The sequence below is a fragment of the Bacillus sp. R86525 genome, assembly GCF_042466195.1.
Classification (GTDB): domain Bacteria; phylum Bacillota; class Bacilli; order Bacillales; family Bacillaceae_G; genus Bacillus_A; species Bacillus_A nitratireducens.
The window spans coordinates 4,395,742-4,417,894 of record NZ_JAXHPX010000007.1 but is presented as its reverse complement, the minus strand read 5'-3'; the positions used below and the strand labels follow the sequence as shown (position 1 = coordinate 4,417,894).

General features: G+C 36.3%; 20 protein-coding genes, 4 pseudogenes and 1 riboswitch. Of the genes and pseudogenes, 12 read left to right on the top strand and 12 right to left on the bottom strand.

The genetic code is table 11. The features are described from left to right. Positions 1-235: 235 nt before the first annotated feature. A complete protein-coding gene (locus tag SJY24_RS25550) occupies positions 236-547 on the bottom strand; it encodes an ArsR/SmtB family transcription factor (protein WP_000433541.1) in 312 nt (103 codons plus the stop codon). Between the two features lie 194 nt (positions 548-741). Next, positions 742-843, bottom strand: a pseudogene (locus SJY24_RS25545) (TetR family transcriptional regulator); the annotation flags it as partial. Between the two features lie 244 nt (positions 844-1,087). Here SJY24_RS25545 and SJY24_RS25540 point away from each other — a divergent pair. Next, positions 1,088-1,705, top strand: a complete 618-nt coding sequence (locus SJY24_RS25540; RefSeq protein ID WP_377866638.1) for a VanZ family protein — start codon at positions 1,088-1,090, stop codon at positions 1,703-1,705. Between the two features lie 141 nt (positions 1,706-1,846). Then, positions 1,847-2,482: a hypothetical protein gene (locus tag SJY24_RS25535; protein WP_377866637.1), complete on the top strand. Its 636-nt coding sequence runs from the start codon at positions 1,847-1,849 to the stop codon at positions 2,480-2,482. Between the two features lie 309 nt (positions 2,483-2,791). Here the strand turns inward: SJY24_RS25535 and SJY24_RS25530 are convergent, their stop codons facing one another. The 3 genes from SJY24_RS25530 to dhaS all read right to left on the bottom strand — a co-directional run bounded on the left by SJY24_RS25530 (position 2,792) and on the right by dhaS (position 4,777). Further along, on the bottom strand, positions 2,792-2,899 hold the full coding sequence (locus tag SJY24_RS25530) for a YjcZ family sporulation protein (RefSeq protein ID WP_000505673.1): 108 nt from the start codon (positions 2,897-2,899) through the stop codon (positions 2,792-2,794). Between the two features lie 293 nt (positions 2,900-3,192). Next, the gene (gene dhaQ / locus SJY24_RS25525; RefSeq protein ID WP_377866636.1) at positions 3,193-4,191 is read right to left on the bottom strand and encodes a DhaKLM operon coactivator DhaQ; all 999 of its coding nucleotides are present in this window, start codon (positions 4,189-4,191) and stop codon (positions 3,193-3,195) included. Between the two features lie 19 nt (positions 4,192-4,210). Then, complete coding sequence (gene dhaS, locus SJY24_RS25520) at positions 4,211-4,777, bottom strand: dihydroxyacetone kinase transcriptional activator DhaS (RefSeq protein WP_000204216.1); 567 nt, start codon at positions 4,775-4,777, stop codon at positions 4,211-4,213. Between the two features lie 178 nt (positions 4,778-4,955). Between dhaS and dhaK the strand changes: the two genes are divergently transcribed. Then, positions 4,956-6,707, top strand: a complete 1,752-nt coding sequence (dhaK, locus tag SJY24_RS25515) for a dihydroxyacetone kinase subunit DhaK (protein ID WP_377866635.1) — start codon at positions 4,956-4,958, stop codon at positions 6,705-6,707. 127 nt (positions 6,708-6,834) lie between these two features. Here the strand turns inward: dhaK and SJY24_RS25510 are convergent, their stop codons facing one another. Both SJY24_RS25510 and SJY24_RS25505 read right to left on the bottom strand, forming a co-directional pair. After that, a complete protein-coding gene (locus SJY24_RS25510) occupies positions 6,835-7,386 on the bottom strand; it encodes a DUF4352 domain-containing protein (RefSeq protein ID WP_377866634.1) in 552 nt (183 codons plus the stop codon). A 242-nt stretch (positions 7,387-7,628) separates the two neighbouring features. Beyond that, complete coding sequence (locus tag SJY24_RS25505) at positions 7,629-7,835, bottom strand: hypothetical protein (protein WP_000792084.1); 207 nt, start codon at positions 7,833-7,835, stop codon at positions 7,629-7,631. A 267-nt stretch (positions 7,836-8,102) separates the two neighbouring features. Then, a riboswitch (SAM riboswitch) is annotated at positions 8,103-8,209 on the top strand. Between the two features lie 83 nt (positions 8,210-8,292). Between SJY24_RS25505 and SJY24_RS25500 the strand changes: the two genes are divergently transcribed. From SJY24_RS25500 to SJY24_RS25490, 3 genes are all read left to right on the top strand, one after another. Continuing rightward, positions 8,293-9,351: an LLM class flavin-dependent oxidoreductase gene (locus SJY24_RS25500; RefSeq protein WP_377866633.1), complete on the top strand. Its 1,059-nt coding sequence runs from the start codon at positions 8,293-8,295 to the stop codon at positions 9,349-9,351. Further along, a complete protein-coding gene (locus tag SJY24_RS25495) occupies positions 9,344-10,300 on the top strand; it encodes an ATP-grasp domain-containing protein (protein ID WP_377866632.1) in 957 nt (318 codons plus the stop codon). The genes SJY24_RS25500 and SJY24_RS25495 overlap by 8 nt, the downstream gene beginning before the upstream one ends. Before the next feature lie 432 nt (positions 10,301-10,732). Next, positions 10,733-13,120 (top strand): immune inhibitor A domain-containing protein, encoded by a 2,388-nt coding sequence (locus SJY24_RS25490; RefSeq protein ID WP_377866631.1) that lies wholly within the window; start codon positions 10,733-10,735, stop codon positions 13,118-13,120. 175 nt (positions 13,121-13,295) lie between these two features. Here SJY24_RS25490 and SJY24_RS25485 read toward each other — a convergent pair whose 3' ends face one another. Continuing rightward, positions 13,296-13,826, bottom strand: coding sequence for a cysteine hydrolase family protein (locus SJY24_RS25485; RefSeq protein WP_377866630.1), 531 nt, complete (start codon positions 13,824-13,826; stop codon positions 13,296-13,298). 548 nt (positions 13,827-14,374) lie between these two features. Here SJY24_RS25485 and SJY24_RS25480 point away from each other — a divergent pair. The 3 genes from SJY24_RS25480 to SJY24_RS25470 all read left to right on the top strand — a co-directional run bounded on the left by SJY24_RS25480 (position 14,375) and on the right by SJY24_RS25470 (position 17,198). Continuing rightward, the gene (locus SJY24_RS25480) at positions 14,375-16,114 is read left to right on the top strand and encodes an S-layer homology domain-containing protein (protein WP_377866629.1); all 1,740 of its coding nucleotides are present in this window, start codon (positions 14,375-14,377) and stop codon (positions 16,112-16,114) included. 141 nt (positions 16,115-16,255) lie between these two features. Next, positions 16,256-16,570, top strand: a complete 315-nt coding sequence (locus SJY24_RS25475) for a PadR family transcriptional regulator (RefSeq protein WP_377866628.1) — start codon at positions 16,256-16,258, stop codon at positions 16,568-16,570. A 16-nt stretch (positions 16,571-16,586) separates the two neighbouring features. Further along, entirely contained in the window at positions 16,587-17,198 is a 612-nt protein-coding gene (locus SJY24_RS25470; RefSeq protein ID WP_377866627.1) for a DUF2812 domain-containing protein, read from the top strand. Positions 17,199-17,311: 113 nt separating this feature from the next. Here the strand turns inward: SJY24_RS25470 and SJY24_RS25465 are convergent. Further along, positions 17,312-17,626, bottom strand: a pseudogene (locus SJY24_RS25465) (Tn3 family transposase); the annotation flags it as partial. A gap of 105 nt (positions 17,627-17,731) precedes the next feature. On the opposite strand from SJY24_RS25465, the gene gad reads away from it, so the two are divergent. Next, positions 17,732-19,201 (top strand): glutamate decarboxylase, encoded by a 1,470-nt coding sequence (gene gad / locus SJY24_RS25460; protein WP_377866626.1) that lies wholly within the window; start codon positions 17,732-17,734, stop codon positions 19,199-19,201. A 147-nt stretch (positions 19,202-19,348) separates the two neighbouring features. On the opposite strand, the gene SJY24_RS25455 is transcribed toward gad, so the two are convergent. The 3 genes and pseudogenes from SJY24_RS25455 to SJY24_RS25445 form a co-directional block, all read right to left on the bottom strand. Next, positions 19,349-19,450 (bottom strand): YjcZ family sporulation protein, encoded by a 102-nt coding sequence (locus tag SJY24_RS25455; protein WP_000505688.1) that lies wholly within the window; start codon positions 19,448-19,450, stop codon positions 19,349-19,351. Positions 19,451-19,668: 218 nt separating this feature from the next. Beyond that, positions 19,669-20,322: a DUF2306 domain-containing protein gene (locus SJY24_RS25450; RefSeq protein WP_377866625.1), complete on the bottom strand. Its 654-nt coding sequence runs from the start codon at positions 20,320-20,322 to the stop codon at positions 19,669-19,671. 96 nt (positions 20,323-20,418) lie between these two features. Further along, positions 20,419-20,703: pseudogene (locus SJY24_RS25445) on the bottom strand (ketoacyl-ACP synthase III); the annotation flags it as partial. A gap of 146 nt (positions 20,704-20,849) precedes the next feature. On the opposite strand from SJY24_RS25445, the pseudogene SJY24_RS25440 reads away from it, so the two are divergent. Together SJY24_RS25440 and plsY are read left to right on the top strand one after the other, a co-directional pair. Beyond that, positions 20,850-21,041, top strand: a pseudogene (locus tag SJY24_RS25440) (hotdog family protein); the annotation flags it as partial. 119 nt (positions 21,042-21,160) lie between these two features. Next, a complete protein-coding gene (plsY, locus tag SJY24_RS25435; RefSeq protein WP_377866624.1) occupies positions 21,161-21,793 on the top strand; it encodes a glycerol-3-phosphate 1-O-acyltransferase PlsY in 633 nt (210 codons plus the stop codon). The last annotated feature ends 360 nt before the right edge of the window (positions 21,794-22,153 follow it).

The following is a 22,153-nucleotide window of genomic DNA, read 5'->3' as shown; positions in this document are numbered from 1 at the left end:
TATCAGTATTTTGAAAGTAAATTCATTAACAAATAAGCATTATTACAAGCATGATTGGATGCCAATATTATCAGGATTATGTAATTCGAAATACAATAACAGATATCTAAATAACTAGATATGATATATTAAAAAATTTTCTCCTTTCTATGTTTCTTGCTTTTATAGGTAGTGCAATTTTATAAAAAAGCAGAATGTGTGAAAGCTAATAATCAATTAATTATTAGCTTTCATTTTATAATTCGTTTTGAACGTATTCAGAAAACTCTCGTATTGTTTTTTCATTTCGGCGATAGTAGGTCCATTTTCCAATTCGGTCAGATTGTAGTAAGCCTGCTTTTTTCATAGTTAATAAATAACTAGAAATAACCGATTGGGCTAAGCCAGTTTTAAGCTGGATATCTCCTACGCACACTCCAACTTGAAAGCTAAGGCCTTGCTCTAGATAAGGTTTTTCATCGAAATGGTTTTCTGGATTTTTCAACCATGATAAAATTTGACATCTTGTTTCATTTGACAATGCTTTATAAATCAATAAAGGTTCCATAAGGATATTATATCTACTTTTATAGATTTGTAAATGGGTTTTGATGATTTTAAGGGGAGAAGGTATATTTGATCCCCTTGAATAGGAATAAGGTGCTCTGGATCTGTACCCTTTGTAAAGGACATTCTAAAAAAAGTTAGGCAACCTAAAAAAGATGATTTCTGTATGCAAACAGGAGTCATCTTCTTTAAATTCTATTGATGGCAAGAATGATTATAGTATGTCATATATTTCTTAATTTCATGTGTTAACTGAACAAACGATTCACATGATTTTATATATGCTTCATCGGTTAAAGTACTACGAGGATTACGTGCAAAAATGATAATATTGTTAGGTTTAAGCATGTTGTTGCCTAGCTATCAATGGCGGATTCCTAAGAAGAGTAATAATAAAACCCAATATAAAATTTAAGAAAAATTTTATGTTTACCCCATTTTTTATTTTAAAAGTTTTTCCTATCCTATAAATGAGTTACATCAAGAAGGAGACTAAAAACGATAAAGTCATAGATGAAAATGTAAAGTTAGGGGATTCTACATGCATACAGAAGTTTTGATGGGTTATTTGTATACTTATTTTTTTACTATTATTTTTTGTGTTGTGTTTCAAATTGGATTTTATTTTAAAGCGAAAAGAAATATATCTATTGGGCATTTTCTATGGGTATATGTTTTTCTATTTTACCTTTCGTTAGTGTATGGGGTGACGCAGATCGCAACTGTATGGGATATAAGTAGATATGAAACGTGGATTCGTGTAAGTCAAATCAACTTGACTCTATTTGATACGGCAGGTAGTACTACGTATCTTTTGAACATTGTACTGTTTATGCCGTTAGGTTTTTTATTACCGACTATTTGGTCACAGTTTAGAAAAATGAAAAACACCGTATGTGCGGGATTCTCTTTTTCATTGGCAATTGAGTTAAATCAATTACTAAATAATAGAATTACAGATATTGATGATTTATTTACGAATACCCTTGGGGCGATTGTTGGGTATGTATTATATAGAGCTTTATTTAAAATGATATGTAAAAGAGAGGAAAAAAAGCTTGATACCAACTTTCCTCTAGTTATAAAATACGAGGCTATTTTTTGTTTAGTGTGTTCATTTGTAGGTGCGATGTTAATTTATTATCCTGGAGATCTTTAAGCCTCCAATAAGATGGTTGCGATCTCGTTTATAAAATGATTCTAGTTCTCCAAGCTCAAACACGGTAAAATGTGAATGGTACATCCGCTTTTCTAACTTAATAGATACAGTTTATGTATTACATGATAGGTAGGTGTAAATATGTTACATGTTCAATTATCTCAATACTTACTAAAAGGGTCTCAACCTGCTCTTCATACAGATGGAAAACGAGTGTATATGTTAAATGATGAAGGGTTATCACCGTATCCTATCTATTTAAATAATCCTATTATGATGGGTGTGGGAACGAATTGGAATCAGCATAAAGGATTTGAAGAAATCATTAAAGGATTTATAGGTGCAAATAACAAATTTCCTATGTATATGTTATTTGAAACTTATTTGTGTAGAGACCTTATTGAAAGTTTTTTAGAAGAGAATACATTTCATTTTGAGCTGATTTTTACTAATAAGAAAAGGGATACGAACTTTTTTAACGTGTTAATTACTAATAGCGACGATATAAATACACTTATGAAGTATTTCCTCCAATCAGCACAAGATTCCCTCTATACGTTATTAAGTTATTCAGCAGACTGTAAAATTATCAGCAATAATACTGGGGAGATTGGATTAAAGGCTGACAGTTTCTATCCAAGCTTTTCATTTATGTATGATGCGCAAGAATTATTTATTATTGGTGGAGAAGAAAACTGGTCACATATCCGTTATATAAAAAGATTTTTCCGTCTTGAGCAGATTACAGATGAGCTAACTATTGATGTAAGAAAATGAATTTAATGATGATGTGTTAAAGTTTTTACCAAGTTGAGAAGTTGATAAACTTATATTAATATTTTCTGATTTAAGAATAGGTGTTTTCATTATATAAGTTTTAAATCTAAGGAATTAAAGTTAGTTGAGCAACTTTGTGTAGGGGAAGGATTATTTATATGTCACACTAAAGACCGAAAGTGATAAGGTGCTGTATAAATAACTAATTTGGATGACTTGAATGTATAAACTTAAAAACTTTCCTTCATGGAGAGTTTTTTATTACAAAGAAAAGACACTCATATAAGAGTGTCTTTTCCGATAGTTTGTTTAGCAGAAGCAAGAAGCTCCAACTATGATTAATAAAATAAACAATACTACTAATAAAGCAAAGCCGCCAGAAAATCCACAGCCGCCACAACTACCACCAAATCCCATAATAGTTCCTCCTTTAATAAGAGGGGAAAACAAGGGGTCACTCATGTATTTTAACGGATTCAATTTACTTTATGCTTTTTACGCAATAATTGAGCAGGTCCTTTTAAAATAAAGAAAAGACACCTTAAGGTGCCTTTCTCCGACTTGATAACCGCATTTCGAAACTGGTGGATAACTTGCAAATAGTATTTATGCTTCGATTTATTTACAGATACCTAAGATTTATATATTCTTCATATAAGTCAGTACTTTTGATTACTAAACGTTCAATCATCATAATGTTTCGTTTATTGTTACCAACCACTCGCTCCAACATCCGTTTTCAACCACTTCACCCAATCCAAATCTTCTACCTTAAGCAAACTGAGCGAAACACCCTTCATATCTAAAGAAGTTAGCAGTGTACCAACCTTTACGAACTTTACACGTAAGCCTTCCAGCTCACATAAACGGCGAATGTCGTTTGCGAAAATGTATTGTTCCATTAACGGAGTTGCGCCTAATCCGTTAATAAGGATGGCGAAGTCGTCTCCTTTTCTCCAGCGATAAATGCTTTTTAGTTTGTTCATAAGTTCGATCGCTAATATTTCAGAAGAGGATAGTGCTTCTTTACGGTAACCTTTTTCGCCGTGAATGCCGACTCCGTAAAAGACTTCATCGTCGTTTAATGTGAATGAAGCTTTTCCTTGTACTGGATCATTTGCAGGTGAAAGGGCGACTCCTAATGTGTGTAAGTTGTCGATGATAGAATGACCAAGTGTTGTTAGTTCTTCTAAAGAATGGCCTTCAAAAGCGGCCGCACCAAGTATTTTTTGAACGAAAACAGTACCAGCGACGCCGCGTCTTCTTTTATTAAAGGAAGCATCATCTTCAATTGAAACGTCGTCATTTACGATGATGTGGTCAATTTGTCTTCCTTCTTTTTTGGCGATTTGTTCTGCAGCTAGAAAGTTTGCTACGTCATCTTTAAAGTTTTTAATGATGAATAAAATACTCTTATCTTTTGGCATTAAGCGAGTTGCCGTCACAATTTGTTCCACTGTAGGCGGAGTGAATATACTTCCGTTTACTGCCGCTGTAAGCATACCTTTTCCTACATAACCAATATCAGCAGGTTCGTGTCCGCTACCACCACCGCTTATAATAACAACGTTTTGCTTCAGTTTTGCGATATCTTTTACATAAATGATGTTATGTGTTTCGTCGTAATTTACTTTGTCGTTATGTTCAAAATAAAAGCCATGTAGCATATCTTGAACAATATTTTCTACATCATTCATAATCTTTTTCATTGCTTTTGCCACCCTTTAATTACTTTGCTGATTGCTCGAGTAAAAGTAGTAATTGATTGTTTATCATATTTTTCATGAGAGAAGACATAATGGACGGATCTACTTCACATTTACTTTCAATCCAATCTTTTATCGTCCCAACGAAGCCGTGACTATAGAAAGAGGCAATCGTATTTTTTGTTTCATCAGAAAGGCTGAATCCACAGCTCATAGATAATTCATCAATAATCTTCATATATAAGTTTTTCGTATGCTCAAATAAATAGTGATTAAACGAGTTTTGCTCAATGACTTTAAATGCATTTCGGTAAAATTTTTGATTTTCATAAAAGTAATCAAATAATAAATCGAAAATGTTTTCCCATGTTTCATAGTCGAGAAAGTCGATAATGTTTTCCTTCGTTTCTTCTCTATAAATCCAGCTTAATAGTTCAAATTTATCTTTAAAATGATAATAAAAAGTTTGCCTACGCATTTGACAGTGTAACATAATATCGCTCACTGATATTTTATGAAACGACTCTGTTTCCATTAAATACTTCAATGAATTCGCGATTATCTTTTTAGAAATTATAGAAGAGGTCATCTGAATCATCCCTAGAATGTTATTAATATGAAAATCCTACCCATAATTGAGAGCGGTGTCTTTAGACAGATTGTCCATTTTGTCCGTTTACTATAAAACGCTTTCATTTTAACATGAGTAGTAAGAAGAAGATTTCAAATATATCACAATATATTAAAGGAATTGAGGGAGAATCACAATGAAAAAGATTATAAACAAACCAGAAACATTAGTAATGGAAATGTGCAACGGAATGGTGATGGCCCATCCAGAGCTTGAGCTTTTGAAAAAATATAAAGTGATTAAGAAGAAAGAAATGAACGAAAATAAAGTAACGTTAATTAGTGGCGGCGGTAGTGGTCATGAGCCAGCGCATGCAGGCCTAGTCGGAAAAGGAATGTTAGATGCGGCAGTGTGCGGAGATGTGTTTGCTTCTCCTTCACAAATTCAGGTGTATCAAGCAATTAAAGAAACAGCTAGTAAAAAAGGTACGTTATTAATTATTAAAAATTACAGCGGCGATATTATGAATTTCAAAAACGGTGCGCATTTAGCGGCAGAAGATGGAATTGAAGTCGACTACGTAAAAGTGGACGATGATATTGCGGTAGAAGATAGTTTGTATACAGTAGGACGCCGCGGCGTTGCCGGAGTTATTTTAGTTCATAAAATTGCCGGTGCAGCTGCGGAAGCAGGAATGGATTTAGGAGCGGTGAAAGCTATCGCAGAAAAAGCAGCGGCTAACGTGCGTACAATCGGTTTAGCGTTAACTTCTTGTACAGTTCCAGCAAGCGGATCACCTACTTTCACACTTGCGGAAGATGAAATGGAATATGGCGTAGGTATTCACGGTGAACCAGGAATTAAACGTGAAAAAATGCTGTCGGCAGATGCATTAGCGAACCGTATGACAAACGATCTTGTAAAAGATTTAGGAGTAAAAGATGGCGAAGAAATCGCGCTTCTAGTTAACGGTTTTGGCGGAACACCACTGCAAGAACTTTACTTATTTAACAACGCAGTTACACGAGAATTAGCTGCTAGAAACATTAAAATTAATAGAGTATTCGTCGGCAATTATATGACGAGTATCGATATGGCTGGTATGTCTTTAACAGTAATGAAATTAGATGATGAGCTAAAAACATTACTATCGAAAGAATGTAATACACCAGCGTTTAAAGTAGATGGTCCAGTTGAAAGTGTAGAGTATGTGAATGTGCTTGAAGGAGCAGAAGAGAAGGAAGTTTCCTTTGAAATAGAAACGGCGGAAGAGCACGCTGTGATTAAAGATAATGTCATTACATTAAACAACATGATTTATCTCGTTGATAAAATGAGCGACATCATTATTAAAAACGAAGTACCGTTCTGTGAGTTAGATACACATGCAGGTGACGGCGACTTCGGAATGAGTGTGGCAAAAGGATTTAAGCAATTAAAACGTGAGTGGCATTCTATTGTAGAACAAGAAAATGTAACGATCGGATCATTCCTTGACGGTTGTTCGATGATTATTATGGAACATTGCGGCGGCGCATCTGGTCCAATTTGGGGCGGTGCATTCCGCGCAGCTAGTAAAGCGGCAGGCGAAAAACGTGAGCTAACAGTGAAAGAATTCGCTGAAATGTTGCAAGCAGCACTGCAAGGCATACAATCTATCGGTGAAAGATCATTCGGTAGAGGAGCGGTAGTTGGTGACAAAACACTTGTTGACGCACTAGCTCCATGTGTAGATTCTTGGTTAAATAGCGCTTCGAACGAAGTAGACGTGAAAACTGCCTTTGAAAAAGGAGCAGAAGCAGCGGTTAAAGGCGCAGAGTATACGAAAGAAATCGTAGCTCGCATGGGCCGCGCCGGTACAGTTGGTGAAAGAAGTTTAGGCTATCCTGATGCAGGTGCGCATGCGCTTGGGGTTATCTTTACGGAGATTGCGGGTAGTTTGAAATAGGAATTGGAAAGTCCCTCTGCCTTAAGGTGGAGGGACTTTTATATAGTTAGTTGATTATATGTAGAAGACTTCTTTCAGTGCTTTTTGCTTATTTGAGAGATTTCTTCAATTAAATTGTATTTTAGACTTAGTTTTTTTGTGATTGCAGCTTATCAATTTTCCAGTGTGCTTCTAGAGAGTCTAAAGAGCTTTCAATATAAAACATATATTCATCTGCGGTACCTGGTACTTCAAAAGCTATTTTCAATTCTACCGTTTCATTTGGTTTAACTTGTATATCAGAAGGGTTTTGATCAAGCACCTTTCCTTCATAGGTCTTTCCGTCTTTTTCATCTTTTAAGCTATATTTTAATTCTGATAGACCAATCATTTGGCCTCGTACATTTTTTACAGAGACATTAACAACGATAGAATCGTTGCTATCATTTGAATATGCACTTTGAACGGCGGTCAAGTAATAGCCTCCCTTTGCACTCTCACCAACTAATAAAATACCTTGTTCCAAGCGTCTCATATATTCTTCTTCTTCAAAATTTATTGATTTTTCATTTTCATTTTTTACGGTTGGTTCTTCTATTGGACCATTTTCAACAGCACTATCTTTTTTATCTTGTGTGCAAGCAGCCGTAACACTTACTAATACTAGAATTAAAGTAAGTAATATGGATAATTTCCTCATAAAATGTATCTGTCTCCTTAAGTTTCTCAATTTTGTGCAACTATACATATTATAAAGCGATTCTATTAAGATTAACATAATGTCTCATTATTGGATCGAAATAGGTGGTATTTTAGACACCTTATTCTTGTTTTTTATTGATATGATTGGTGTATTTACTCTAGTTGTAGCGCAATCGTCCGTTGTTATCATTCCTACTGTATCATTAATAAACATCTTCATAATATGTAATTAGTATTATTTTATTCCTTAAATATCTCCGGTTTTTCAACTCTAAATGATTTCACCTCACCACATTCTAAACAAAATGTAGTTAATAGTTTGGAACGTTTCCCCACTGAAAAGAGCCTACTAGAATCATCCTCACAAACATATGCATGATAAGCAGAGCCAACTCTTCCTTCTTTAAATGTAGTAGAACCACAATTCTCGCATCGTTTATTTTTCATGTTACTAACACCTCTTTAGGTTGATATTTATTTTGGCGTATTCTCTATCTCCTTTACGATAGAAGTAAAGTAACTTGGTTATAAATGATGTTTTCGACATGATACAACATACCCCTTTATATATCCGCAAGTAAAACAACATAATACCCTTATAAATCTCTATAACAACATGGTTTTTTACATATCATTTAATGTATATCGGAAAAATAAGTATTAAACGATTGATTTTTATTATTCTGATGATTATAATAAATGAAAATCAAACAATTCTTATGTTGAGAAGTGGAGGGACGGGCCCTATGAAACTTCGGCAACCTCGTTTTAGACGAAAGGTGCCAAATCCTGCAGGTGAAAAAACACCTGAAAGATAAGAGCGGTTCACTTAGTCAAGAAGGCTACTCTTATTTCGATAAGAGTAGCTTTTTTTTATGGCTAAAAGATAAAGGGGGAATAGGTAGTGGAGTATGGTTTTTGGTTACCGATTTTTGGGGGATGGCTTCGAAATGTAGATGATGAATCTATGCCGCCTACTTTTGAGTATGCAAAACAAACAGCGCAAGCGGCAGAACAATTAGGTTTTTCAACAACTCTTATTGCAGAATTAAACTTAAATGATATAAAAGGTGTTTCAGCACCAAGTTTAGAAGCGTGGACAACTGCGGCAGCACTTGCTGCAGTGACGGATAAATTAGAGATTATGACAGCTGTAAGACCTGGCTTCCACAATCCAGCAGTTACAGCGAAAATGGCAGCGAATATCGATCAATTAAGTAATGGTCGTTTTACATTGAATGTAGTTTCAGCATGGTGGGAAGAAGAAGCGAGACAGTACGGCGGAGTATTTACCGCACATGATGAAAGATATGATCGCACAGAGGAATTTGTAACAGTTTTGAAGGAGGTTTGGAAAGAAGAAGTGTTTTCTTATAAAGGGAATTTTTATGAGCTTCATCATACACATTTAAGTCCAAAACCTGTGCAGAAACAAGGCATTAAGATCTATGCAGGTGGTGAGAGTGAGCGAGGGAAAGAGGTCATTGTAAATCACGCGGATGCATATGTAATGCACGGGGGAACAGTGGAAGAAGTATCTGTGAAAATAGAAGATATGAAGAATCGTAGAAAGAAAGTCACAGAAGAGCCATTGCAGTCATTCGGGCTCGCGGCTTACGTCATTTGTCGTGATACAGAAGAAGAGGCATTAGAAGAATGGAGACGCATAACGGATGTGAAAGACGATGCTTTAGGTTACGCGGGTTACCAAGATTTTATTAGTAAGTCGCATTTGGAACAGCAAGTGAAGCTCAATGATTATTCCGTATCTAATCGCGGGTTACGCCCTAATTTAATCGGAACACCAGAACAAATTGCAGAAAGGATACTTGCTTTTGAAAAAGTGGGTGTTACGTTATTACTTTTACAATTTTCTCCACAGCTTGAAGAGATGAAACGATTTTCTGAAAAAGTGATGCCATTAGTTGAAGCAAAAAGAAAGGAATTGATTACAAATGAGTAAAATTTACATATTACATGAAAATAAGGAATGGACGGATCATTTGGTGAAAAGATTGGTAGAACTGGAGTTACCGTATGAGGAATGGTTTTTAAATGAAGGAACACTTTCGTTAGAACAAGAACCTCCCCAAGGTGTTTTTTATAGCCGTATGAGTGCTTCTTCACATACGAGAGGGCATCGATATGCACCTGAGTTGACTGAAGGAGTTCTTGCTTGGCTAGAGGGATACGGACGAACAGTATTTAATGGGTCTCGAGCATTACGTCTTGAAGTAAGTAAATTGAATCAATATGCAGCATTAAGAAAATTTGGGATAAAAGTGCCGAAAACAATCGGTGCTGTTGGCCGTGATAATATAGTAAAAGCAGCAAGGGAGTTAGGGGAAGTACCGTTCATTACAAAGCATAACCGTGCAGGTAAAGGCCTTGGTGTTCAACTGTTTCATTCCATTGATACTTTAGAACAATATTTGGATGGTCCGACGTTTGAAGAGCCCATTGATGGAATTACTTTAATCCAGCAGTATATTGAAGCGCCAGAACCATATATTACACGTTGTGAGTTTGTAGGCGGTCAGTTTGTATATGCAGTTAAAGTAGATACATCAGAAGGATTTGAGCTTTGTCCGGCAGATGCGTGCTCTATTCACGATGCTTTTTGCCCAGTAGGAGAAGAGAGTAAGAAAGAGTTGTCAACAAAATTTGAAATTATATCGGATTTTCAAGAGCCAATTATTGAACAATACAAAGAATTTTTGAAAGAAAACGAAATTACTGTCGCTGGTATTGAATTTATTCGCAGTTCGGATGGAACAATTTATACGTATGATATTAATACAAACACAAACTATAATTCTGACGCAGAGTCTGTAGCGAATCAATTTGGTATGCTTGAGCTTGCTAAATTCCTTGGAATAGAATTAGAAAAACAAGTAGAGTCAGTTAAATAATGTTGATTAAAAAATAAGGTTCTGGTGCAAACCTTTGCTAAATTAATAGTATCAGTATGTCCAAGTTTAAGAGCGTACTTACAAGGTTTTTAGAGTTTTTGCACCAGAAAGAAAAGTATCAATTTATATTAAAAAACAGCCCAAGTTCGAATAAGGAACTTGGGCTGTTTGTATGTTGTATTTTCTTTCCTTTCCTTTCCTTTCCTAGCACTACTCCATCGCATCAAGATAAAAGAACGAGTAATTCCATTGTATGGTTATGTGCAAAACATAAACTAGTAGAAGTTTTGTATTTTCTTATCCCACCCTGCCCCAAAAAATATTTCTCAACATTTTATCTGTTGAAAAATATTGAATATTCTTATTATAAAGAATATTATGTTGCTATCGGCAAAAAAAACGATAATTCGCAGACACTGGGGAGGAAATGCATTGAAAAAGAATAAGAAGTTAAAACCATTATCAGTTTTAGCAACAGCGGCAGTACTAAGTAGTAGTTTTGCTTTTGGAAGTCATGCGGCGTATGCTGAAACACCAACACCATCTCTACCAATAGATGAGCATTTAATACCGGATGAGCGTTTGGCAGAAGCGCTAAAACAACGGGGCGTAATTGATCAATCTGCATCACAAGCTGAGACGTCAAAGGCTGTTGAGAAATATGTTGAGAAAAAGAAAGGGGAAAACCCTGGTAAAGAAATCTTGACAGGAGATAGTCTTACGCAAGAAGCTTCTGATTTTATGAAAAAAGTAAAAGATGCAAAAATGAAGGAAAATGAAAAGGCGCAACAGCCAACAGTAGGGCCAGTAGCTGGACCAGGTGCAGGATTGAATTCTAGTAAATTAAATGGCAAAGTCCCTACTGCACCAGCGAAGCAAGAAGAGTACAACGGTGCTGTTCGAAAAGATAAAGTGCTTGTTTTACTCGTAGAATTTAGCGATTTTAAGCATAACAATATTGATCAAGAGCCAGGATACATGTATTCTAAGGACTTTAATCGTGAACATTATCAAAAAATGTTATTTGGTGATGAACCATTTACGTTATTTGATGGATCGAAGATTAATACATTTAAACAATATTATGAAGAACAATCTGGCGGTAGCTACACAGTTGATGGAACTGTAACGGAATGGCTTACTGTTCCAGGGAAAGCTTCAGATTATGGTGCGGATGCGGGCACTGGTCATGATAATAAGGGTCCTTTAGGGCCGCGTGATCTTGTGAAAGAAGCATTAAAAGCAGCGGTAGCAAAAGGAATTAACTTAGCTGATTATGACCAATATGATCAATACGATCAAAATGGTGATGGAAATAAAAACGAACCAGATGGCATTATTGATCATTTAATGGTTGTACATGCTGGCGTGGGTCAAGAAGCTGGCGGCGGTAAATTGAAAGATGATGCAATTTGGTCTCATCGTTCAAAACTTGGATCAAAACCATATGCGATTGATGGCACAAAATCTTCTGTTTCGAATTGGGGCGGAAAGATGGCTGCATACGATTATACAATCGAGCCTGAAGATGGAGCGGTTGGTGTGTTTGCGCATGAGTATGGTCATGATTTAGGCTTACCAGATGAGTACGATACGAAGTACTCAGGACAAGGTGAACCTATTGAGTCATGGTCTATTATGAGTGGTGGTAGCTGGGCTGGAAAAATTGCAGGAACAGAGCCAACAAGTTTCTCACCACAAAATAAAGAGTTTTTCCAAAAGAATATGAATGGCAACTGGGCGAATATCGTTGAGGTAGATTATGATAAACTTCGCACGGGAGTCGGTGTTGCAACATATTTAGATCAAAGTGTTACAAAATCAAAGCGACCAGGAATCGTTCGTGTTAACTTGCCAGACAAAGATATTAAAAATATCGAGTCAGCATTTGGTAAGAAGTTTTATTACAGCACAAAAGGAAATGACATTCATACAACACTTGAGACACCAGTATTTGACTTAACAAATGCAAAGGATGCTAAGTTCGATTATAAGGCATTCTACGAACTTGAAGCGAAGTATGATTTCCTTGACGTATATGCGATTGCAGAAGATGGAACGAAGGTACGTATTGATAGAATGGGCGAAAAAGATGTAAAAGACGGCGTGGATACAACTGATGGTAAGTGGGTTGATAAATCATACGATTTAAGCCAATTTAAAGGGAAAAAAGTAAAACTGCAATTTGAGTATTTAACAGATATTGCAGTAGCTTATAAAGGATTTGCGTTAGATAATGCTGCATTAACTGTAGATGGCAAAGTTGTTTTCTCAGATGATGCAGAAGGTCAACCAGCAATGACGTTAAAAGGATTTACTGTATCTAACGGATTGGAACAGAAAAAAAATAACTACTATGTAGAGTGGAGAAATTACGCTGGTTCTGACACGGCGTTACAACATGCGCGTGGTCCAGTCTTTAATACAGGAATGGTTGTATGGTATGCGGATCAAAGCTTTACAGATAACTGGGTAGGTGTTCATCCAGGTGAAGGATTCTTAGGAGTAGTAGATTCTCATCCAGAGGCAATCGTAGGTACATTAAACGGACAACCGACTGTGAAGAGCAGTACGCGTTATCAAATTGCCGATGCGGCATTCTCATTTGATCAAGCGCCAGCATGGAGAGTGGATTCGCCAACTCGCGGTATCTTTGACTATAAAGGATTACCAGGGGTTGCAAAATTTGATGATTCTAAGCAGTACATCAACAGCGCGATTCCAGATGCAGGACGTAAGTTGCCGAAACTAGGATTAAAGTTTGAAGTAGTAGGTCAAGCTGAAGACAAGTCTGCAGGTGCAGTTTGGATTCATCGATAAAATAAGGTGAAACTAAGAGGGAGCTGCCTCATAAGTCGGTGAAACTGACCTATGGGCAGCTCTCTTCTTGTTGTAGAAATAGGCAGTCTAGGAACCAGTTCATTGGAAAATAATTCTTTGAAAGTGCAAGAGACTATCGTAAAAAATATATAGACTATCAAATATGGAAATGGAATTAAAAATCTATACTTTCGGAACTTTTTACACAGGCAAACCATTGACCGATTATCTCGTTATGATGCTTAATAATTTGAGACGCCGATAATATTGTAGAATTATATGTACTATGCCCATTCTTTACAAGAGTAACGTCATACCCTAAGCTGTATGCACGCCGGCATGTTGCATCTATACAAATTTCAGATTGGATTCCTGCTATAACAACTCGTTTTATATTTCTCATTTCCAGCTCTTGTTGAAGACTCGTTTTATGAAAAGAATCCGGATGATTCTTTTCAAGAACGATATCTCCTGTTGCTGGAGCAATTGATTTATGAATTTCCCATCCAGGTGTCCCTTGACTAAGCAAGGAACCGGACTTCCCGTTAAACTTCATATAAAAAATAGGGGCTGAAGCAGAACGGGCTTTAGAAATCAATAATTGAATAACTTTTAATAATTCCGTTCTATTATATAGGACTTTTTTCTCTTCAAATGAACCTACCTGTACATCAATAATAAGGAATGCTGTACAGCTTTTCATCATAAATACCCTCCTAATACTTGGTCCAAAAATACAAAAGTGAAATATATGTAAACTACAATGCTATGCATATTTAATGTATCCAAAAGTTCCAAAGAATATTGCATGGAGGTATGAAGTGGATGCAAATAATTACAATTAGTAACAACTGTTTTAAATAAAAGACATGAAATTTGCAATCGTATAATGAATCATGTTAAAAGGTATGTTCTCAGGATTCTATTGCGATTTTAATGGAGATAGCATTGTGCATTTTAGCGAAATAAAAGCTCAAAAAGAGATATGTATATTAATAATGTTACATTAGTGTTTTTCTTTTTATTTATCCCGCTATTTGTGGGCAGCCCGTAACCCCCAACTGATTAAAGTTTCACTTTATATATTTGCAACATAATATTCGTACGAATTACTATAGTAATATGAGTTTTTGCATATTTTTAAATTTAATATATCCTCCGAAAAGTTTTAATTGTATAATGTGTTTTGTCATATTATTTTAGATTTTTCGACAAAAAATAACACAAATAGAGAACGTATTGGGAGAATGCATTATGTACACAAAACTATTAAAATCAATTACATCATTATCACTTATTGGTGGTGCTTTATTATATACAAATGGCAGTGATGTGAAAGCTGCTGAAGCGGGCGTTTTTTCTGATGTACCAACATCGCACTGGTCCTATCCGGCGATTAAAGATTTAGCGGGTAAAAATATTATTTCTGGTTATGGAAATGGAAAGTTTGGTTTTGGTGATGTTGCGACGAGGGAGCAAGTTGCAGCTTTAATTTATCGTGTGTTAGTACCGAATAAGCAAGGCGGTACGTTTAGTAATGATGGTGCTCGTTATGTATTACAAGATGGGTCTACTTTAAATAATCCGTATGGAGATATTCGCTCAGGTTCTACAATGTTTCCGGAAGAGGTTTTAACGTTAACGAAATTGGGGATTTTTAAAGGTGATGGAAATGGCGGTTTTAGACCGAAAGATTCTGTTAGCCGCGCAGAAATGGCGCAAATTATTAAAAATGCGTTCCAAGTTTCAGCTAAACAAAAACATACATTTAATGATGTTCCAAATGGATTTTGGGCAGAAAACGCGATTAGTGCGGTGCAGTCAAACGGGATTGCATCTGGTACAGGGGACGGGAAATTTGAACCAGCTAAAACGGTAACGCGTGAACAGTATGCACAGTTTTTATATAATGCCTTGAAATATAAAAAGCCTGAGGTTGCGGTGCAAGATACAGGAGATGCGGCATTATTAGCAGCATTTAAAGATGAAGTGCAAAAGCGTATTAATGCGTACGAAACGAATATTACACTTCCATATAAAACGAAAAATAGTAATCAGGAAGAAGTAATGAAGACACTTTTTAACGCCTATAAAGAAGTTGCAAGTAAAAATGAGTATACAAATTATAATAGATCGAATGTTTCATATGGAATTTCTGGGTCATCTGGAAATTATACGTTTACGTTAAAGATTACATATCGTGAAACGAAAGAACAAACGGAATATGTAATGAAGCAAGCAAAGGCAATCGTTTCTTCTATTACTCAAGTTGGAATGGATGATCACGAAAAAGTGAAGGCGATTCATGATTATGTAGTAAAGCATGTTTCTTACGATACGTCTTATAAGGCTTACACAGCATATGAGGCACTCGCGAATCGTTCTGCCGTTTGCCAAGGTTACACACTATTAACCTATCAATTATTAAAAGAAGCTGGAATTGAGAATCATTTTGTAGTAGGAACTGGAGATGGTCAGCCTCATGCTTGGAATTTAGTGAAAATCGATAACAAGTGGTACCATCTCGATACAACATTTGATGATCCAGTGCCAGATGTACAAGGCCGCGTAACGTATTCATATTTCAACTTATCAGATGAGCAAATTGCAAGAAATCACGTGTGGAACAGAAGTGATTATCCGCAAGCTACAACAAACTATTATAGTACATTAACAAATAAAATTGCGGCAGGTGGTACGAAAATCCCTGCATACCAACAAATTTTGAAAGATACAAAGTTAAATTATTTAGGAAATGAATACATCGCAAATAGCTATAATGAATTAAAAAGTAAAATGCAGCAGCGCTATAGTGCAAAGCCAGAGAAGATTGAAGTTCTTTATAAGCAATCAATGGACGGTTCACTGCAAGATGTGAAAAAAGCAATTGGAGAAATCGGTTATCCAAAAGGATCAAACCGTGTTTCTTATAAAGCGGAGCCGTATAATGCAAAAGAAGGATATTCTTTGGTGACGATTACGTTTACGTATTAAAAATAACCTAGATCCATTTAAGGGATCTAGGTTATTTTTTTATACCTTAATTTGACATATACAGTTAGACTGTATAAAATAAAACTATACAGTTGAACTATATAGTTTGACTATATATTTATCTTTACACTGGAGGTCTTTATGAATAGAGATAAAAATTTACCATTAACGGAAACAACGTATTACGTTCTTTTAGCTTTATTAGAGCCAGCTCATGGATATTTAATCATGCAAAAGGTGGAAGAACTGAGTAATCATCAAGTGAAAATTGCAGCGGGTACATTGTATGGTGCGGTTGAAAATTTATTAAAGCAACAATTAATAGAATCGGTAAAAAGTGAAGATAAGCGAAGAAAAGTGTATGTCATTACTGAACGTGGGAAAGAAGTATTGCATTTAGACTTTATGAGAATGCAGCACATTATTGAGGTTACAAAAAGTTTATTACACGTATAGTTAGGGGGAAACGATGATGTGGAGATTGAAATTCTTTTTAGATTTTGAGAAAGAGGAAAAATGGTTAGAAGGGATGGCTTGGAAAGGCTATCAACTAAAAAGTAATACATTCGGTTATAAATTTAGAATCGCAGAACCGGAAGATGCGACAATTAAAATAGATCATAGAATATTTAATAGAAGAAAGGATTTTATTAATTACTGTACATTATTTGAAGATAGTGGCTGGAAGCATATGGCCGGTAATTGGTGGTCAGGCACGCAATATTTTAAAAAGGTAGATGAGGAAAGTGAAGATGACATTTTTTCAGATCAAATGTCACGAGCAGGGAAGTACAAGCGTCTATCTAAGACATTTTTAGAAGTGGCGATATGTTATTTACCGCTGTTAATCCTATTTATGTTTAATAATACAATTGATCTAGGAGCGATTGTAAATCCGAAAGACCTATACTATACACCAGGATTATGGGATATGCACGGCGCAGCATTTGTAGGATCATTCTTATTTGAAACGCCATTTGCATTAATGAGGGGCATTTCATGGTTGTTTATCCCAGCTGCGATTGGTATGTTTTTCTTTTTCTCATATAAAGCAAATCGATTGTATGAAGAGAGAAAATACTAAGAGGATCCCCTTAAAGCCGATGCTTTGAGGGGGGGTCTTTTGAATTTGTAAATGGTGTACTTGGTTAGCTTGATGGGCATCGGGTAGAGTCAGGAAAATGTGGATTTACAACACTAAGAAAGTTTCAATGGTCTTAGAGAATCTAATGAGACCACTTTTTCTGAATTGAAATGGTATTCTCCTAGTAAATTGATATGTTCCCAACCTAAAGATGACATATGATGCAATAAGTCCTCATTAAAACTACCTATCCGTCTTTGGTATTTAACTGCTTTTGTTAGAAGTAAAGTATTCCAGATACTGATGGCATTGATAATTATGTTTAAGGCACTGGCCCTTTGCAATTGATGCTGTATGGTTTGTTCCCTAAGCTCACCTTGTTTTCCGAAGAAAATAGCTCTTGCAAGTCCATTCATGGCTTCTCCTTTAATTCGAATAGTGGCAGCACCTTTTATTAGAATTGTCCCCTTGGTGTAACAAATGCTTTTTTGTAAATAATATGTTTGTTAAACAATTAATTAAGGGGGGCTTGTATGCAACAAGATCGAAAAGCAGAAGTTCAAAACGATGCATACGAAGGAAAAGAGATCATGCCAGATAATCCACAATATCTACCGCGTCACGTGCAAATGGAGCTGCCTCGCGAGTTTTCTGTAAATCCTCTGTTTGCCCGCGAAGGAGAATCAGTCGTTCCACGCTTTCACATGCCTGATGAAGGTATGTTACCAGAAACAGCGTATCAAATCGTCCATGATGAAATTGCTCTTGATGGCAATGCCCGCTTGAATCTTGCAACATTCGTTAGCACATGGATGGAGCCTGCTGCAGAGCACTTATATGCCAAATCATTCGACAAGAACATGATTGACAAGGATGAATATCCACAGACAGCCGAAATTGAGGAGCGGTGTGTCCGCATTTTAGCAAACCTCTGGCATTCGCCCACTCCCCTTACGACTATGGGCGTTTCAACAACTGGATCGTCGGAAGCATGTATGCTCGGGGGGCTTGCGTTAAAGAGACGCTGGCAAAATGCACGCAAAAGCGAAGGGAAGCCGGTGGATCGGCCCAATATTGTGTTTAGTTCTGCTGTTCAAGTCGTGTGGGAAAAATTCGCGAACTATTGGGAGGTTGAACCACGCTATGTGAAGGTTAGCCCAGAGCATCCCCGATTGGATCCTCAAGGGGTCCTCGCTGCCGTGGATGAAAATACGATTGGTGTGGTACCGATTCTCGGTGAGACTTATACCGGGATTTACGAACCGGTTGCCGCTATTGCGAAAGCGTTGGACGATTTGCAGGAGAGGACGGGCCTCGACATTCCTATGCATGTGGATGCGGCTTCGGGGGGATTTATAGCACCGTTTCTTCAACCAGATTTAGTCTGGGATTTTCAATTACCGAGGGTGAAGTCCATCAATGTATCCGGACATAAATATGGATTAGTCTACCCTGGGTTGGGTTGGATAATTTGGCGGGAAGCTGAAGATCTCCCTGAGGATCTAATCTTCCGCGTCTCCTATTTGGGCGGGAACATGCCGACTTTTGCCCTGAATTTCTCTCGTCCTGGCGCACAAGTGCTCCTGCAATATTACAATTACCTGCGTTTGGGGAAAAGTGGGTACTATGATGTCCAAAGAGCTTCTCAGAAAGTCGCTCTTTTTCTTAGCAAGGCGATTCAGAATATGGAACCGTTCGAACTTTTGTCCGATGGTTCGGATATCCCGGTTTTCGCTTGGCGACTGAAAGATGGTTACACATTAAACTGGAATCTTTATGATTTATCTCGACAATTGCGTGTGTTTGGCTGGCAAGTACCCGCCTATCCATTGCCTCCAGATATGGAAGCGGTGACGATTATGCGCGTTGTGGTTCGAAATGGATTTTCCATGGATCTCGCGCATTTATTTTTGAGGAACCTCAAACAGACCGTTGCCTTTCTGGATTCCCTGGACGGGCCTATGCCACATGATACGAAATGTGATAATGGGTTTCATCACTAAATGAAAAAAGCCTAATTTCTTCACATTTAATTGAGAAATTAGGCTTTTTAATATTGAAATTTCCTTAACGTTGTAAATCAGCATTTTTCTGACGCTACCTCATAAAGAAAAGACACCCATATATGAGTGTCTTTTCTAATAGTTTGTTTAGCAGAAGCAGCTAGCTCCAACTATGATTAATAAAATAAATAATACAACTAATAAAGCAAAGCCGCCGCCACAACTACTACAACTACCACCAAAGCCCATAATAGTTCTTCCTCCTTTAGATAAGAGGGGAAAACAAGGGGTCACTCATGTATTTTAACGGATTCAATTTACTTTATGTTTTTACGCATGAATTGAGCAGGTCCTTTTGAAAATAAAAAAAGACACTCTAAGGTGATCTTCTTATGTAGGGCGGGAAGACATCGGCCTTCCTTTCGGGTTGCCATCAAGGGATTCAGCCGAGTTACGTATAAATTGCATCAAAAATGTAAATCAGCATTTTTCTGTTGTTGTCCTTTATTAAGACTTTGTCTTATAAATAATTCTGCAATGATTAAATTTGGCACCCACGCTAACCAAGCAATAACAGCATAACTAAGTTCGAAATGCTTCAGTCCAAATAGCAATACAAATAAAGGTAGCCAAATTCGTAATGTAACTGCCGCAAAGGTTAAGGAATAATTTCTGATCATCCAATTCCGATGGTCTTGAATTTCTTTATTCTTAGCTCTGTTTAATGCTTGATATGCCGATGTTAGCCAAAATACGGATAACAAGCCGAAACCAAGCTTTCCTACTAATCCTCCCGTAGCGTAAAAGGATAAATAAAGTCCTGAAACGCCGCCAAATAATACACCAATCATATAGATTTTTCCAATCATTCGATGGCGACTGATATTCTTTTCTCTAAATTTTGTGGATAATGTAAAAGGACCAATTACTAATGCTACTACACTAGTTGCAATATGTATAAATAACATAATATACCAAAATGCACTCATTTTAGATAGAAACATAAGCTTCATTTGAACAAACCCTGCTTGAAATCCATCCATAATAAAATATTGGAAAACAGCATAACCAGCTACTAAAATAGCTGAAAAAGTAAATATAAACCAAGTTTTTTTATTCATAATTTCACCACCTCTTTGCAACATTTAAGGAAATTAGAACGTATATTGCTGTTTATCTAGGGTTAAAAGAGAACTGAATTAACTTCTTTACTTCTTTTGGCAGGCTACACTTGGAAAAGTGTAGTCAGGCGTAGTTGTTGAAACGAGAATACAATCCACGTCGACAAGACTTTTATGATAACGTTCCACTAAGTTTTCAATAGCATTAAAAGCTGACGTGGAGGCATATTCGTTATCACCAACAATTCTTTTTTCCTTCATCCCAGTTCTTTGTACAATCCATGCATCATTTGTATCTACTAGTTTTTCTAAATCATCATTGGTCAGCTTTTTTTCAGGTACATAGGTACCAATAGCTGTAATTCGTGCTTTTGATTGCATACATTTATCCCCCTTTACTATCTTTATACTTAGTTATACAATCAAATAATAGTACCAGGTTCTAAATATTGTCAATATTCGAACATGAAATTTTAGGAAATTAAACTAACTAAAATATCTATCTATGGTATAAAGGAGAGAAATTCATGTTCAATATTCAACAAATTAAAGAAATTATTCCCCATCGTTACCCCTTTTTATTAAGTGATTGGATCATTGAAGTAGAAGAAGGAAAGCGTGCAGTTTGGCTCAAAAATATTGTGACTAATGAAGTATTTTTTACTAGTATTTTTTCTGATTATTCAGTCGTTATTAGTATCCTTATTGTAGATGCCCTTTTAACATGAATAAAAAAAGTAGGAGTTTATTGAAAAGTTTTCTGGAGAGGGACAATGCTAAAACCCTGCATTAATGGAGAAATAAAAGAAATTTAGAATAATTTAAAGGGAGAAGAGTGATGATTGATATTTTAAAGATTTTTGCGGCCTTAGCTTTGGGCTACCTTTTAGGCAGCCTTAATACAGCGGTGATTGTAGGGAGAATATACGGAAAGGACATAAGAAGCCATGGAAGCAAAAGCGCCGGGCTTACCAATACTCTGAGAGTACTTGGGAAATCTGCTGCGGTGTTTGTTCTTGCGGGAGATATATTAAAAGGGATAATTGCTTGTTATATAGGCTTGTTCCTTAGCGTTTACTTTTATTCGGGAGAGGCTAAAGATTGCGTAAGCCTTTTAGCGGCAGGCGCAGGGGCGGTTATAGGGCATAACTGGCCGATATATTTTGGGTTTAAAGGGGGCAAGGGAGCACTTACAGCAGTGGCTGTGCTGTTTATGATTGACTGGGGTATGGCCCTTTTATGCCTTGGCTTTTTTGTGATAATAGTAGCTTTAACCCGTTATGTCTCTTTAGGTACAATATGTGCTACATTGCTTGTTGCGGTCATTTCATTTATTCCTGTTTTTGGGAATACCTTATATTTTTATATATTTGCATTCCTAATGGCGTTTATGGTTATTTTCAGGCATATGGAAAATATAAAAAGGCTGCTTTCAGGAACAGAAAATAAACTTATTTTTCTGCGGCATTGAGCATGTCGTCAAAATGGAAAAAATCGGGGTTAGTTAACCGTCTAAGAGGTACGGCAACGATTCACCCCAAAAACGATAAAAATGAACTTCGGTGCTATAAAAACACAAAATTTTCGTTTAGGGGGTACTTCAAAACCTTAACTTGATAGCGATGGGGTACCACCAACAAAACGCGAATTTCGTACGCTAAGCAAAGTTTTTAAAAGAAAAAGCCATTTTTCTGAACATGTGAGAGTTATATAGTATTGTATGCGGAAAATATATCTAGATAATTCAAATCAGTTCAAATTAATGTAAACGTCAAATAACCCCAAAATAAACAATAAAAGTTGATTTTGGGGTTATTTTTTGTTGGCTTTA

What these genes read in the sequence shown, in the direction of transcription:
- SJY24_RS25480 (WP_377866629.1), top strand. Translation starts at nt 14,375, where the DNA reads ATGTACACAAAACTATTAAAATCAATTACATCATTATCACTTATTGGT.
- SJY24_RS25510 (WP_377866634.1), bottom strand. Translation starts at nt 7,386, where the DNA reads ATGAGGAAATTATCCATATTACTTACTTTAATTCTAGTATTAGTAAGT.
- SJY24_RS25505 (WP_000792084.1), bottom strand. Translation starts at nt 7,835, where the DNA reads ATGAAAAATAAACGATGCGAGAATTGTGGTTCTACTACATTTAAAGAA.
- SJY24_RS25470 (WP_377866627.1), top strand. Translation starts at nt 16,587, where the DNA reads ATGTGGAGATTGAAATTCTTTTTAGATTTTGAGAAAGAGGAAAAATGG.
- gad (WP_377866626.1), top strand. Translation starts at nt 17,732, where the DNA reads ATGCAACAAGATCGAAAAGCAGAAGTTCAAAACGATGCATACGAAGGA.
- SJY24_RS25540 (WP_377866638.1), top strand. Translation starts at nt 1,088, where the DNA reads ATGCATACAGAAGTTTTGATGGGTTATTTGTATACTTATTTTTTTACT.
- SJY24_RS25550 (WP_000433541.1), bottom strand. Translation starts at nt 547, where the DNA reads ATGGAACCTTTATTGATTTATAAAGCATTGTCAAATGAAACAAGATGT.
- SJY24_RS25495 (WP_377866632.1), top strand. Translation starts at nt 9,344, where the DNA reads ATGAGTAAAATTTACATATTACATGAAAATAAGGAATGGACGGATCAT.
- SJY24_RS25475 (WP_377866628.1), top strand. Translation starts at nt 16,256, where the DNA reads ATGAATAGAGATAAAAATTTACCATTAACGGAAACAACGTATTACGTT.
- SJY24_RS25535 (WP_377866637.1), top strand. Translation starts at nt 1,847, where the DNA reads ATGTTACATGTTCAATTATCTCAATACTTACTAAAAGGGTCTCAACCT.
- dhaK (WP_377866635.1), top strand. Translation starts at nt 4,956, where the DNA reads ATGAAAAAGATTATAAACAAACCAGAAACATTAGTAATGGAAATGTGC.
- dhaS (WP_000204216.1), bottom strand. Translation starts at nt 4,777, where the DNA reads ATGACCTCTTCTATAATTTCTAAAAAGATAATCGCGAATTCATTGAAG.
- SJY24_RS25530 (WP_000505673.1), bottom strand. Translation starts at nt 2,899, where the DNA reads ATGGGATTTGGTGGTAGTTGTGGCGGCTGTGGATTTTCTGGCGGCTTT.
- dhaQ (WP_377866636.1), bottom strand. Translation starts at nt 4,191, where the DNA reads ATGAAAAAGATTATGAATGATGTAGAAAATATTGTTCAAGATATGCTA.
- SJY24_RS25450 (WP_377866625.1), bottom strand. Translation starts at nt 20,322, where the DNA reads ATGAATAAAAAAACTTGGTTTATATTTACTTTTTCAGCTATTTTAGTA.
- SJY24_RS25485 (WP_377866630.1), bottom strand. Translation starts at nt 13,826, where the DNA reads ATGATGAAAAGCTGTACAGCATTCCTTATTATTGATGTACAGGTAGGT.
- SJY24_RS25455 (WP_000505688.1), bottom strand. Translation starts at nt 19,450, where the DNA reads ATGGGCTTTGGTGGTAGTTGTAGTAGTTGTGGCGGCGGCTTTGCTTTA.
- plsY (WP_377866624.1), top strand. Translation starts at nt 21,161, where the DNA reads ATGATTGATATTTTAAAGATTTTTGCGGCCTTAGCTTTGGGCTACCTT.